Raw genomic sequence first — 12,539 nt, forward strand, 5'->3', positions numbered from 1 at the left:
CTCCAATGACGCGGCTCATATCCAGCCCGAGGCAAGAGGCCATGCCTTGGGGATGGAGACACGCCCGCCACTTCCACTGGCAAGCAGCTTCACGCCCAGACTGTCTGGCCGCGGATAAAGGCGACTGCTGAGGGTGAAGTGCCCGTTTTCGTCGAACACCTCGATGGACGAGCGATCGAGGAACACATGCAGTTCCAGGTGCTCTTGTGCAGGGTCTATCGCCACGCTGCGCTGACCGCTGACTTGCGCACCCGAGCGGCTGCGGTCAAGCACCAGTCGATGCAGCGACGCATCGTAGTAGAGCAGCGTTTCCTCTTGACCGTCATCACTGCAACGCAAGGCGACTCCCAACTGCCCAGTGCAGCCGAGCAGATCCAAATGCACATGGATTTCGAGCATGTCGCCATTCACTTCCGGCACCCAGCGGGTTCCCGATTCATCCCACCACGGCGTACCCGGCAATGGCGCTTTGCGCAGAGCGGTGAGTTCCCGTGCCGGATACATGTACAGGCGATCGGCGCACAGTTCCAGCTCGCGCGGCAAGCCGAGCATGCCGCACCAGTGATGGGCCTGGCTCGGCATCGGGCTTTCCCACATGTCGAGCCACGCCCACACCAGGCGCCGACCGTCGGCGGCGAGTAGCGTTTGCGCGGCATAGAAATCATGGCCGTTATCCAGTTCGATAAAAGGCCCGCCCGTGAAGTGCCATTCGCTGTCGAGTCGGCCCACTCGATAACCGGTCTGGTACTTGTTGAGCCGTTCGTAACCCTGGGAATGCATGCCTTGGGGGGAATACAGCAGTACATCGCGTCCGTTCAGGCGGAACAGATCCGGGCACTCCCACATATAACCATCACCCTCGCTGCCGCTGGACACATAGTCGAGGAACTCCCAGGTATGCAGATCCGTGGAACGGTACAGCGGGAGCAACGGCACATCGCCCAGGCGGGCTCCGGCAATCAGGTACCAGCAGTCATTCTCCTGCCATACCTTGGGGTCCCGAAAGTGCATGATAGCGTCTTGCGGCGCGGCCTCGATGACGACGCCATGCTTGACGAACCGGTTGCCGTCGCGGCTGGTGGCCAGGCACTGGACTTGACGGATGAAACGCTCGTCACCGACTTCCCCAAGCCAGGTGTGCCCGGTGTAGATCAGCGCCAGGGTATCGCCACAGACCACCGCGCTACCGGAAAAACAACCGTCACGGTCGAAGTCATCGCCGGGCGCCAATGCAATGGGCAGATGCTGCCAATGGACCAGATCGGCACTCTTTGCATGCCCCCAATACATGGGGCCCCATTTCGCTTCGAAGGGGTAGTGCTGATAAAACACGTGATATTCGCCACGAAAGTACACCACCCCGTTAGGGTCGTTCATCCAGCCCGCTGGAGGGGCAATGTGATACCCGGGTCGATAATCGTGGATAACGCGAGACAGGCCGTCACGCAGCGCATGCTGCGCAAGCTCAAGGGCGCCAGGCATGGGAACGCTCATGGGATTCAAGGACTCAGTCATAGGGCGCCTGCTCGTACCGAGCGCAACGGAACGCCATCTGATGGGGTTTCAATCGTGTGTGGGTGGCGCTTCAAGGCCGCGCCGTCGGCGTCGAACAGGTGCAGATAGGCGATCTCCAGTTGCAGCTCGACCCGATCGCCGACCTGCCATCCGGCGCTGACCTCGCAACGACAGACCAGCGGTTCGTCCTGCTCTGTCTTGAGGTGCACATAGGTTTCGCTGCCCAGGTATTCAACCCCGGTCACGGCGATGCCGGCGCTGCCCGTCGCCGCCTTGAGTGACATGTGCTCCGGGCGAATCCCCAGGCTCAGCGGCGTGCCCGGCGCCAGATTCGAGCTGTCGAAGGGCAGGGACGTGATGCCCCATACACCGGTATCGACCAGGCTGTTTTCACCGGGTGCCTGCAGGTGCGCGGGCAGAAAATTCATGGTGGGCGAACCCAGGAAACCGGCGACAAAGCGGCTGGCCGGGCGCTCATAGAGTTCGCGCGGTGAGCCGACCTGTTCGACGCGACCACCATTGAGCACGACAATTTTGTCGGCCAGGGTCATCGCTTCGACCTGATCGTGGGTGACATAGATCATGGTCGAGCCCAGCCGATCATGCAGCCGGGCGATTTCGTTGCGCATCTGTACGCGCAAGGATGCATCCAGATTGGAGAGCGGCTCATCGAACAACAAAATGTCCGGTTCCCGCGCCATGGCCCTGCCCATGGCCACACGCTGGCGTTGTCCTCCAGACAGCTCCCTTGGCTTGCGTTGCAGCAGTTTGTCCAATTGCAGGATTTGCGCGGTTTTCAGCACGCGTTCGCGCAGGGTGCTCTTTTGCGTCTTGGCCAATTTGAGACCAAAACTGATGTTGTCGTAGACGCTCATGTGCGGGTACAGCGCATAAGACTGAAACACCATGCCGACGCCACGTTCGCGTGGCTCCAGGTCGTTGGCTCGCCGCCCGTCGATCAGCAGGTCGCCGCCGCAGATCGAATCCAGCCCGGCGATCAGTCGCAGCAGGGTCGACTTTCCGCAGCCCGAAGGACCGACGAACACCACGAATTCACCCGCCGCGATTTCGAGGCTGACATCGCGCAGAATCCGCGCGCCGCCCAATTGTTTGTTTACGTTGTCTAGTTTCAATTTGATCACGATGCTGTTCCTTGTCTTTGTTGGGCATCAACCCTTTAACGCGCCGGCAGTGAGACCGGAAACGATTCGGCGCTGGAAGATCAACACCAGAATCACCAGTGGGACGGTGACCAGCACCGAGGCAGCCATCAACAACCCCCAAGGCAGCTCGTGGGGGCTGCCGCCGGAAATCAAGGCGATGGCGACCGGCACTGTGCGTTGCGTGTCGGTGAGGGTGAAGGTCAGGGCAAACAGGAACTCGTTCCACGCGGCAATGAACGCCAATAAGCCAGTGGTAACCAGTGCGGGCCAGAGCAGCGGCAACAGCACTCGGGTCAGCGTGACCCAGGGTGAAGCGCCATCCATGATTGCCGCTTCCTCCAGTTCATGGGGCAGTTGTCCCATGAACGTGGTCAGCACCCAGACGGTGAAGGGCAGGGTGAAAATCGTATAGCTCAAAATCAACGCCCAGGACGTGTTGTACAGGCCCAGCGCGCGGATCACCTCGAACAGCCCCGACAGCACCGCGACCTGGGGAAACATCGACACCCCCAGGACCAGCATCAAGACCGTGCCACGGCCACGAAACTTCACCCGGCCCAAGGCGTAGGCCGCGGTCAGGCTGAGGAATAGCGCCAGCGCCACCACGCACAGAGCAACCACCAGCGAATTGCCGATTGCCTGCAGGAATGAGGCTTGATGCAGGACCGCCGCATAATTGGAGAAGTCGGGGTTTTTGATCCAGTAGCTCACCTCGAACAAGGCGCTGGACGGCTTCAGCGATGTCACGATGGCGTAGTAGAAAGGGAAGACCGCATACAGCAGCAATACCCCGATCAGACACCAGAACCCGAGGCGCAACAGCGCTTTTTTCAGTAGACGCGGGCTCATGAGCGCACCTCCAATTGACGACGTCCGAGGTACAGGTAAAGCAGGGCGATGACCGCAACCACCAGAAACAGCAGCGTCGAGGCTGCGCTGCCGTAGCCAACGTCCTGAAACTCCACCAGATGCTGGCGGGCGTAGACCGACATACTCATGGTGCTCGATGAGTTCGAGGTCAGCACATAGATAACGTCGAATACCCGCAGCGAGTCGAGGATGCGGAAGATCGCCGCCACCAGCAGTGCAGGCATCAGCAGGGGAAGCGTGACACGCCAGAACACCTTCAGCGGGTGAATGCCATCGACCCTGGCGGCCTCATAGCAATCGCTCGGTAACATCTGCAAGGCCGCCAGCATCAGCAGCGTGACAAAAGGCACGGTCTTCCAGACATCGACGATGATCACCGCCCACATCGACAGATCCGCATCGGCCGTCCAGGCCAGGGGCGCATCAATCAGGCCGAGGCTGAGCATCATGTGATTGATGATGCCGAACTGGTCGTTCAGCATCCATGACCAGATTTTCGCCGAGACAATGGTCGGAATCGCCCAGGGAATCAGAATCAACGCACGCACCAGAGAGCGTCCGGTGAACTTGATGTTGAGCAGCAACGCCACCAGCAGTCCCAGGACGATTTCCAGGCCCACCGACACCACGGTGAAATGCAAGGTGTTGCGCACCGCGTTCCACCATTGAGGATCAACCAGGATGCCCGACCAGGAGGAACCGTTGTGGAACAGGTAATTGCTCAAGCCGACGAAGGATCCGCCATCGGTGTCCGCCAGGTTGGCGTCGGTCAGGCTGAACCAGAATGTGCGCAGTAGCGGCCAGGCTGCCACCAGGGCCAGACACAGCAGCATGGGTGTCAGAAACAGCCAGGCGGCGCGCACTCGGCGACGTTGTACGGGAGTTTCCCGGGTGAGCAGGAGCTCGTCACCGGGGGCATGGGTAGCGGAGACAGACATGGTGATTTCCTTCCTTTGACTTACCAGTTCCGGCGTTTGATGCGCGTGAGTTCGCTTTCCAGGTCGGCCAGTGCCTGATCGACAGGCAGCTCGCCCGCCAGCACGCCATGCACTCGATCGAAGAACGCATTGGAGACCCGTGGATAGCGATCGGCAGTGACCGAGGCGGGGCGCATTACTCCAGCGTTGAGAATGCTGTGCAGCTGGCTGTAGTAAGGCATTGCCGCGAGCAATTCAGGGTCTTGATAGAGCGACTCGATAACCGGGTTATAGGCGCCGATCAGCGCCCGATGTTTTTGCTCCTTGGCGCTGGTCAGGTAGCTCACCAGCTCGGCGGCAAGTTTTGGATGGGCGCTGTAACGCGATACCGCCAGGCCCCAGCCACCGAGGGTCGATGCATGGCTGCCAGCGTCGCCGCCGCGGGGCAGGGGAGCGACGCCGACCTTGTCTTTTACCGCGCTGTCCTGGCTTTGCACCAAGGCCCAGACATACGGCCAGTTACGCATGAACAGCGCATTTCCCGACTGGAATACGCCACGGCCTTCTTCCTCGGTGTAATTGAGCACACCCCGTGGGGAGATGTCGCCGACCCAGCTTTTCGCCAGGGTCAACGCCGTTCTCGAGGCCTGACTGTTGACCACGATATCGCCTCGTGAATTGACCAGTCCGCCTTCCGGTTGGCTGCTGATCCACTCCAGCGCATTGCAGGTCAGGCCTTCGTAGGCGCGCCCCTGAAAGATGTAACCCCACGCATTGGGGTTCCCGGCCGTGCGTTCGGCCTGTTGAACACTCCTGGCGGTAGCGGTCATTTCCTCCCACGTCTGGGGAACCGGCAGGTTGTACTTCTCGAGCAAGTCTTTGCGGTAATACAGCAGGCCCGAGTCGGTAAACCACGGCATCGTCACCAGCCGTCCGTTCACCGTGGCGTTATCTACCTGTGCCTGGAAATAGCCTTGGGTTGCGTCGGCTGCAAGCACCTCGCGCAGATCCATCAGGTGTTTGGCGAGCATCCCTGGCCACACCATATCGATTTGAATGATGTCGATGTCGGCGGACTGCGCACTGAGGATCTGCTGGTAGAACGACAACCTCTCGGTCGCTGAATTAGGCGTGGAAACCACCTCGACGTGGTGACCGGTCTGTTTTGACCACGCCTCGACAGCCTCCTTGCACAGTTGCAACTCCGCACCCACCGCACCGCAGGAGATCGTCAGACCGGCTGCGTTCGAGAGGGATGGAAGCCCGGCACACAGGGTGAGTAGTGCTGCTGGAAAGAGAGATTTGAGCAGTTTCATAAAGGCCCCTTTATTTTTGTTTTTATAAAAGTTAACGTTAACATCGCCAAATGTAGCAGCGTATTTGCGATGAGGCATCCTTTTTTTCGTGGTTTCTGACAAATCGTCATTCGCGAAAAAAGGCCAGTCGCGGCAGCAACAACAATAAAAACAACACAGGAAATCCACATGCAGAAAGCATCAAGCTGGTTACTCGCAGGTGTGCTTGGCACCTCGGCGGCAACCTCCCAGGCCGCGACGCTGGAACAACGCGTGGCCGCGTTTGAAACCCGTGCCAGCGCAGCGGAAAAACGCGCTGCCGCCGCCGAGCAGCAAACCCAGGCACTTGCCAGAGAGTTGCAACAGCTCAAACTTGCCACTCCCGCCTTGCAGCCCGCAGCGTCGCCGGCCGCAGCCAGTTCGGCGCCGGCCCTGGACACCCGAGTGGCAAAACTCGAAGCCCGTCAGCAAAGCCTGGAAAAGCAGGGCAGCAACGGACACCTCACCGACGGTTTCAGCTTCAAGGGCTATGCCCGTTCCGGATTGCTGATCAACGATGGGCTCGGTGGTGGTCGTGGCGGTCCTTACACAACCCCTGCCGGTTCAGTCGGTGGTGCCGTCGGGCGACTCGGCAACGAAGATGACACGTACATGCGCATAGACCTGTCGAAAGAGACCTATGCGCAAAACGGCACCCGCGCCAAATTCACCGTGTCCATCGCCGACGGTGTGGAGAGTTCCAATGACTGGACGGCCGACGAGAGCAACCTCAACGTGCGTCAGGTATTCACCGAACTCGATCATCTCGCCGCCTTCAAGGGCAACTCAGTGTTCGAGAACTCCACCTTGTGGGCAGGCAAACGTTTCGACAGAGATAACTTCGATATCCACTGGCTGGACTCGGACGTCGTCTACCTGGCCGGTACTGGAGGTGGCATCTACGATGTGCAGATGAACCAGGACTGGCGCTCGAATTACTCCCTGGTCGGGCGTAACTACGGCGATTTCAGTGAGGGCGGTATCGATGCCGATGTGGAAAGCTACATCCTGACCTCCAACCAGTTCTTCGACAGGGGGCAGTGGCAGTGGATGTTCAATGCCATTGGTTCAAAGAAAAACGACATTGCCACCCGCAGCAATGAAGCGGGTCTGTCGCCGGCGGATTCCGGTTTGCAGAGCATGCTGGCCAATCACCAGAAAGACTTTTTCGGCCGGCAAGGCTTCTTCAAGACGGCGGTGCTCTACGGGCAAGGCCTGGGGGCAGAGGTTAAGAACATCGGCTCGGATGGCGAACTGATCGACGACGCCCGCGCTCTGCGTCTGGCGGTTTACGGCGAGACACCGATCGCGCAGGGCTGGCGCATCGGCCCCAGCCTGTTGGCCGAGCAAAGCAAGGACAGGTACGTCAAGGGTGACGATTACCGCTGGATGACCCTGAACGTACGGTTGGCTAATGAAATCAACCGCAATTTCGAGATGGCCTACGAAGTGAGCTGGCAAACCATGGACCTCGACCCCAAGGGCTACCTGCAACGGAATGCGGTCGACGGTGACTTCTGGAAATTCACCATCGCCCCGACATTCAAACCGGATGTTGGCGACCTGCTCACGCGTCCGGAATTGCGCGTGTTCGCAAGTGTAATGGACTGGTCTTCGGACCTGGACAGATACAGTACCGCTGACTCCTTCGGCAAGTCGGACTTCAACGCCGGAGGTGTATGGCAATACGGTATACAAATGGAAACCTGGTTTTAATATTTGAACGCGTCGACCAACACGCCTTCAGCTCATCGATCCGACAGAACGCCAGGCGATGGATGATCTTCGCGCTCTTAATCCTCAGGCGCTGATCCTTATTACCCGAGGGGAACACGGGATGATTCTCCACCCCCCGGATAGCCAACTCGATCAGCCGGCTATTGCCGTGAAGGTGGAAGACACGGTTGGAGCAGGAGACGCTTGTATGGCTGGCTGGCTGGCTGCGGAGTTGCTGGGGATCGCAGACTTGAGAGAGCGCCTGCAATTTTCAGCGGCTTGCGCATCCGTATCTTGCCGCCATGCCGGAGCCCATGCTCCAGCGCCAGCTGATGTGGAAGGTTTGCTGCAGCTGCTAAAACATACTTGACCATGCTAGCCGCGCATCAAAGGCGCGGAGGAGCATGTGGCAGCCTCCACGCTGCGTAAGACCTTCCACAGACCGATCATCGAAAATGACTATCTCGATTTTCCATTCGCAACCTGATGGTTAACATGCCGGGGCCGGAACTATCACCGGCAACCTTCGTAGTACTGCTGGAAAACTCAAAAGCCCCAGAGAGGACTGGATCTAACCTGGATCATCAGTAAGTGACTGTTTTAAGGCAAATTTTTTGTTTTTGGTCTTCCCAGGCGAAGCGAAAGTTGATAAATTTCCGTGCCTCTTGCAGAGGCCCTTACAGGGCTTATAGCGTAAGGACGCAGCATCTCGATGTTGCTCGCAAGCTGCAACATCAGGAAGAGAGTGCTGGGCACTCGTCGCAACAGATACAGGGGCGTCGCCAAGCGGTAAGGCAGCAGGTTTTGATCCTGCCATGCGTTGGTTCGAATCCAGCCGCCCCTGCCATTTTCCTTATACTCATTCGGGTATAACTCAGCCGGCATGCTCGGAAGCATGCCGCCATACCGTCTACTGTTGCCTTGATCAGTTCGATAGGGGTGAGCGCTCCTACTTGAGCGGCTCGATCTGATCCAGCACCCGGTTCGCCGTAATTTCCGCCAGCATGATGCTATTGGAAATGCTCAACAAGGCGTGACGCGACCCACCGTCCAGATGATCCACCAGGTGATGAACCATCACATCGACCGAGGCCAGCGTTTCGACCAGATAAACCACGAGGGTTTCGGTCGTAGCCTCTGGGTCTACGGTAAACAGGGTGCTGGGTGTACGCGGCGTGGCTTTGATGTCGGCAACTGAGGGGATGGGAAAGTCGAAGGACTGTTCGGCGGTCTCGTTGAGTTTGTTTAGATCAGATTCATACGTGGAGATTGGATCGGTTTCTGGCGGGTTTGGAGAGGGCTTCTTCATGTTCTGAGTTTTCCTGATGGTTGCCAATCCTCCTGCTGCTAAACGAGGAGGGTGGCAGCTGCACGCAGGTTAGCAGACCGGGAAACTCAGAAATCCGGCGCGCCCGAGGGCGCCCTACGTACAGCCACCATCAAGTACAGGCCATTAAATACCTGCATGACAGATGCACGCACATCCGAGTTATCGCGGGCTGCTAAACCCGATCACTGATGAGCAGTGACGGGAATCAAGTTACCGAGCGGCTCCGGCGCGCACAAGCCGGCGGATTCTGGCGTACCTGTAGGCAACGACGCAAGGTCTTGTAGCTTTCAGGAAGTCAGCAGTAGGACGCTTAAACACGCGCCTTGCGCGGGTGTTTAATTTGCGAGCGTACACGACAACTATCCTGACATCTGGGGGGGAGAACCAATGCCCCCCGCCTGAATCAGTTGGACGCCTCAAGCTCACAGGTTCATCCTTCCCACCTGTGAAAAGATCGGGACAGTTGAATGAATTATTTGTGGGCCAAGGCTCTGTTTGCCGGAATGTTACTATCGTTAAGCGCGGCCAGCTTTGCTGGTCAGGAAAGCGCTCTCTATTCAAACCTGGATGCAGGCAAGGCGCAGACCGTCGTCGCTTATGGTACGAGCTTGACGGCCTTTGGCGCCTGGGTGCAGCAGCTTGGGGATGATTTGAATCAGCGTTACCCTGGACGTGCCACGGTTATAAACAGTGGCAAGGGTTCGATGTGGTCGGGATGGGGTGTTGAAAATCTCGACAGTCGAGTTATCTCCAAAAGCCCGGATACGGTGTTTATCGAATTCGCGGTCAACGACGCTTTCCTTCCCAACAACACCACTGTCGAACAAGCACGGAAAAACCTCGAGCTAATGATTGACCGGATCAAGGCTGCCAAGTCATCGACGGAGATCATTTTAACGGTGACGAATCCAGTGATTGGACCCTCAGCAGTGCAGAGACCGCAGTTAAGGGATTACTTCCAGATGTACCGGGATGTCGCAACAGCCAGGGGACTTCGCCTGATCGACAATTATCCAAGGTGGGAGGCGGTCTTGAAATCAAATCCTGACCTGTTTAAGCAGTATGTACCAGATGGATTGCACCCAAATGCCGATGGATATCGCGCAGTGGTGACCCCGTCATTGATTGAAAATTTGAGTGGCACCTCGCCAGATTGACCTGAACATAGGGTTGTCGAAGTGGCGCAAGTCGGTACACAGGATGCCGGGGCCGACCTGCCAATCGTATTTGAGGCCCGGAAAGTTCTGTTGGTAGAAGTCAGACTGACCCCACTCAAGGGCAGAAAACCCAACCGAACGGCCCAATCTGATACGGTTTTTTATCCTGTATCTGAGCCTTCTTGTGCCCAGGTCGGTGCTTTATAAAGTGCGCGACCGGAGTACGAGCGGACTGTGCCCGGCCGCCCACTTTTCCAGACTCTTTGTAGATCGGATGGTCTCGGCAGTCCTCAGGAACCACCATGAATACCCGCTGCACGAGTTTTCACAGCGAGGCTCTCCCCGAGTCGCAGCGTGACATTCTCGGCATGATCGCGACCAATCATCGATTGGACGACATTCTTGCTGCCATCTGTTTGATGCTCGACGCACAGGATCCTGACACGCTGTGTTCGATACTGCTCACCGATGCGCAGGGCAAGCACCTGCTCAACGGTGCGGCACCTGGTCTACCGCCTGAATACAGCCAGGCGATTCATGGCATGGCCATTGGTCCACAGGAAGGAACCTGCGGCACCGCAGCGTTCCGGCGCGAGCTGGTGGTCACCGAAGACATCGCCCGGGATCCGAGCTGGGAGCGTTTTCGGAGTCTGGCACTGGGGCACAATCTGCGCTCCTGCTGGTCGGTGCCTATATTTTCGCATCAGGGCTGCGTGTTAGGGACGTTTGCGCTGTACCAGAACCGCGCCCATGCGCCGGACGAGGCGCAGATTCAACGGCTGACCTGCGCGGCGCAGCTGGCGGCCATTGCGATCCGCCATGAGCGTGACGGCCAACGTCTGGAGGCGAGCGAACAACGTTTTCGTTCATTGTTCACCTACAACCCCAACCCGGTGTTCGCCCTCGATCTGGCCGGCAACATCCAGAGTGTGAATCCAGCGGGCTTGAAGCTGAAACCGCACACTGCAATCGATTTCATCGGTCATCACTTTTCCCATCTGGTGTTTGAAGAAGACCTGGAACGGGTCAGTCAGCATTTTTCCGCAGCCCGCACCGGAGCGCCTCAACGCTTCGAGGCACGGGTTCTCGACGAGAGTGGCAAGCTGTTGACCATGGACATCTCTAACCTGCCGATCATGGTCAACGGAGAGATCGTCGGGGTGTTTGGCATTGCCCGGGACATCAGCGAGCAGAAGCATTACGAGCGCCAATTGAGCTTCAATGCCAGCCATGACCGGCTGACCGGTTTGCTCAACCGTGTTTCGCTTGAAGACCGGCTCATTCTGGACTGTCACATCAGTCGTCGGCGTAAGCGTCGTCTGGCGGTGATGTGCATTGATCTGGATGGATTCAAATCCATCAACGATTCGATCGGGCACTACTTTGGCGATCAGGTGCTGATTGAGGTGGCGCAGCGTATGACCCGGCAGGTTCGTCCTGGTGACACCATCGTGCGCATGGGCGGTGACGAGTTTATCGTGCTGCTGCCGGACCTGCTGCATGATGAGGACGTGGTACCAGTGGCCGAGCGATTGATGGCCAGCATTGCCAGACCCTACTGCATCCAGGGCATTGACCTGCACGTGAGTGCAAGTGTCGGCATCACCCTGAGCGATGGTCACATCGAGCAGCCGATGCAACTGATCCAGCAGGCTGACATGGCCATGTACAAAGCCAAGCAGCAAGGCCGCAACAACTTTCAGTGGTACACCAGCGATCTTAATCAGCGCGTTTGCGAGCACGCGAGCCTGCGCAATGACCTGCAGAAGGCTATCGAAACCCAGTCGTTCAAGCTGCATTATCAACCGCAGATAGAAGCGCGCTCGGGTCGGGTGGTCGGGGTCGAAGCGTTGTTGCGCTGGGAGCATCCGGAAAAAGGATTTATCTCACCTGCGGTGTTTGTACCGGTGGCAGAGGACAGTGGTCAGATCATCCCGCTGAGCCTTTGGGTACTCGATACGGCCTGCGCGCAGCTGCGCCAGCTAGGCGAGCAGGGCATCACGGGCATTTCGATGGCGGTGAATATTTCGCCGATGCATTTCCAGCGTGGCCAGTTCGTCCAATGTGTCCAAGCCGCCTTGGAGAAACATGGTCTGCGTGGTGAGCAGTTGGAGCTGGAGATCACCGAGTCGCTTCTGTTGCATAACGCTGAACAGGCGATCGATACGGTGCACCGGCTCAAGGCGTTGGGGGTGCGCATTGCGCTCGATGATTTCGGCACCGGTTTTTCCAGCCTCAGCTACCTCAAGCGGTTGCCCATCGACAAGATCAAGATCGACCGCTCGTTCATCCAGGACATCGCCACCGACCATCATGATGCAGCGATCACCCAAGGCATTATTTCCATGGCCCATCACCTCAGCCTGACGGTGGTCGCCGAAGGCGTGGAAACGGCGTCTCAGGTGGATTTCCTGAGAGGCAGTCGCTGCGATGTTTTTCAGGGGTATTACTTTGCCAAACCGATGCCCTCTGCGGAAATCGAAGCGTTCCTGAGCCAGCCCGCGTCCCGTCCCTGACCGGCCATTCTGTCCGGTCCC

The 12,539-nt window shown here is 58.1% G+C and carries 9 protein-coding genes, 1 tRNA gene and 1 pseudogene; 5 read left to right on the forward strand and 6 right to left on the reverse strand.

The genetic code is table 11. The annotated features are described in order from the left end of the window. Window positions 1-15: 15 nt before the first annotated feature. The 5 genes from ELQ88_RS12695 to ELQ88_RS12715 are packed head-to-tail and all read right to left on the reverse strand — an operon-like array spanning window position 16 to window position 5,781. The gene (locus tag ELQ88_RS12695; RefSeq protein WP_138965398.1) at window positions 16-1,515 is read right to left on the reverse strand and encodes a sucrose-6-phosphate hydrolase; all 1,500 of its coding nucleotides are present in this window, start codon (window positions 1,513-1,515) and stop codon (window positions 16-18) included. Continuing rightward, window positions 1,512-2,657, reverse strand: a complete 1,146-nt coding sequence (ugpC, locus tag ELQ88_RS12700) for a sn-glycerol-3-phosphate ABC transporter ATP-binding protein UgpC (protein ID WP_138965400.1) — start codon at window positions 2,655-2,657, stop codon at window positions 1,512-1,514. The genes ELQ88_RS12695 and ugpC overlap by 4 nt, the downstream gene beginning before the upstream one ends. A 27-nt stretch (window positions 2,658-2,684) precedes the next feature. Next, on the reverse strand, window positions 2,685-3,527 hold the full coding sequence (locus ELQ88_RS12705) for a carbohydrate ABC transporter permease (protein WP_138965402.1): 843 nt from the start codon (window positions 3,525-3,527) through the stop codon (window positions 2,685-2,687). Next, entirely contained in the window at window positions 3,524-4,486 is a 963-nt protein-coding gene (locus tag ELQ88_RS12710) for a sugar ABC transporter permease (protein ID WP_138965404.1), read from the reverse strand. Before ELQ88_RS12710 ends, ELQ88_RS12705 begins: the two co-directional genes overlap by 4 nt. Window positions 4,487-4,506: 20 nt before the next feature. Beyond that, on the reverse strand, window positions 4,507-5,781 hold the full coding sequence (locus tag ELQ88_RS12715) for an ABC transporter substrate-binding protein (RefSeq protein ID WP_138965406.1): 1,275 nt from the start codon (window positions 5,779-5,781) through the stop codon (window positions 4,507-4,509). A 168-nt stretch (window positions 5,782-5,949) separates the two neighbouring features. On the opposite strand from ELQ88_RS12715, the gene ELQ88_RS12720 reads away from it, so the two are divergent. From ELQ88_RS12720 to ELQ88_RS12735, 3 genes and pseudogenes are all read left to right on the forward strand, one after another. Then, the gene (locus tag ELQ88_RS12720; protein ID WP_138965408.1) at window positions 5,950-7,515 is read left to right on the forward strand and encodes a carbohydrate porin; all 1,566 of its coding nucleotides are present in this window, start codon (window positions 5,950-5,952) and stop codon (window positions 7,513-7,515) included. Between the two features lie 43 nt (window positions 7,516-7,558). Next, a pseudogene (locus tag ELQ88_RS12725) lies at window positions 7,559-7,885 on the forward strand (PfkB family carbohydrate kinase); the annotation flags it as partial. Window positions 7,886-8,287: 402 nt separating this feature from the next. After that, window positions 8,288-8,362, forward strand: a tRNA-Gln gene (locus tag ELQ88_RS12735). 102 nt (window positions 8,363-8,464) lie between these two features. Here the strand turns inward: ELQ88_RS12735 and ELQ88_RS12740 are convergent. Beyond that, entirely contained in the window at window positions 8,465-8,824 is a 360-nt protein-coding gene (locus ELQ88_RS12740; protein WP_138965410.1) for a DUF6124 family protein, read from the reverse strand. Between the two features lie 488 nt (window positions 8,825-9,312). Here ELQ88_RS12740 and ELQ88_RS12745 point away from each other — a divergent pair, with 488 nt between their 5' ends. Both ELQ88_RS12745 and ELQ88_RS12755 read left to right on the forward strand, forming a co-directional pair. Beyond that, window positions 9,313-10,002, forward strand: a complete 690-nt coding sequence (locus ELQ88_RS12745; RefSeq protein WP_138965412.1) for an SGNH/GDSL hydrolase family protein — start codon at window positions 9,313-9,315, stop codon at window positions 10,000-10,002. Window positions 10,003-10,304: 302 nt separating this feature from the next. Beyond that, window positions 10,305-12,518, forward strand: coding sequence for an EAL domain-containing protein (locus ELQ88_RS12755; RefSeq protein WP_138965414.1), 2,214 nt, complete (start codon window positions 10,305-10,307; stop codon window positions 12,516-12,518). Window positions 12,519-12,539: the final 21 nt, after the last annotated feature.

Origin of the sequence: Pseudomonas sp. MPC6, from assembly GCF_006094435.1 — a bacterium.
Classification (GTDB): Bacteria; Pseudomonadota; Gammaproteobacteria; order Pseudomonadales; family Pseudomonadaceae; genus Aquipseudomonas.

Bases quoted from the DNA above. Each gene is read 5' to 3' on its own strand.
- ELQ88_RS12720 (WP_138965408.1), top strand. From the start codon at position 5,950: ATGCAGAAAGCATCAAGCTGGTTACTCGCAGGTGTGCTTGGCACCTCG.
- ELQ88_RS12745 (WP_138965412.1), top strand. From the start codon at position 9,313: ATGAATTATTTGTGGGCCAAGGCTCTGTTTGCCGGAATGTTACTATCG.
- ELQ88_RS12695 (WP_138965398.1), bottom strand. From the start codon at position 1,515: ATGACTGAGTCCTTGAATCCCATGAGCGTTCCCATGCCTGGCGCCCTT.
- ELQ88_RS12755 (WP_138965414.1), top strand. From the start codon at position 10,305: ATGAATACCCGCTGCACGAGTTTTCACAGCGAGGCTCTCCCCGAGTCG.
- ELQ88_RS12740 (WP_138965410.1), bottom strand. From the start codon at position 8,824: ATGAAGAAGCCCTCTCCAAACCCGCCAGAAACCGATCCAATCTCCACG.
- ELQ88_RS12710 (WP_138965404.1), bottom strand. From the start codon at position 4,486: ATGTCTGTCTCCGCTACCCATGCCCCCGGTGACGAGCTCCTGCTCACC.
- ELQ88_RS12705 (WP_138965402.1), bottom strand. From the start codon at position 3,527: ATGAGCCCGCGTCTACTGAAAAAAGCGCTGTTGCGCCTCGGGTTCTGG.
- ELQ88_RS12715 (WP_138965406.1), bottom strand. From the start codon at position 5,781: ATGAAACTGCTCAAATCTCTCTTTCCAGCAGCACTACTCACCCTGTGT.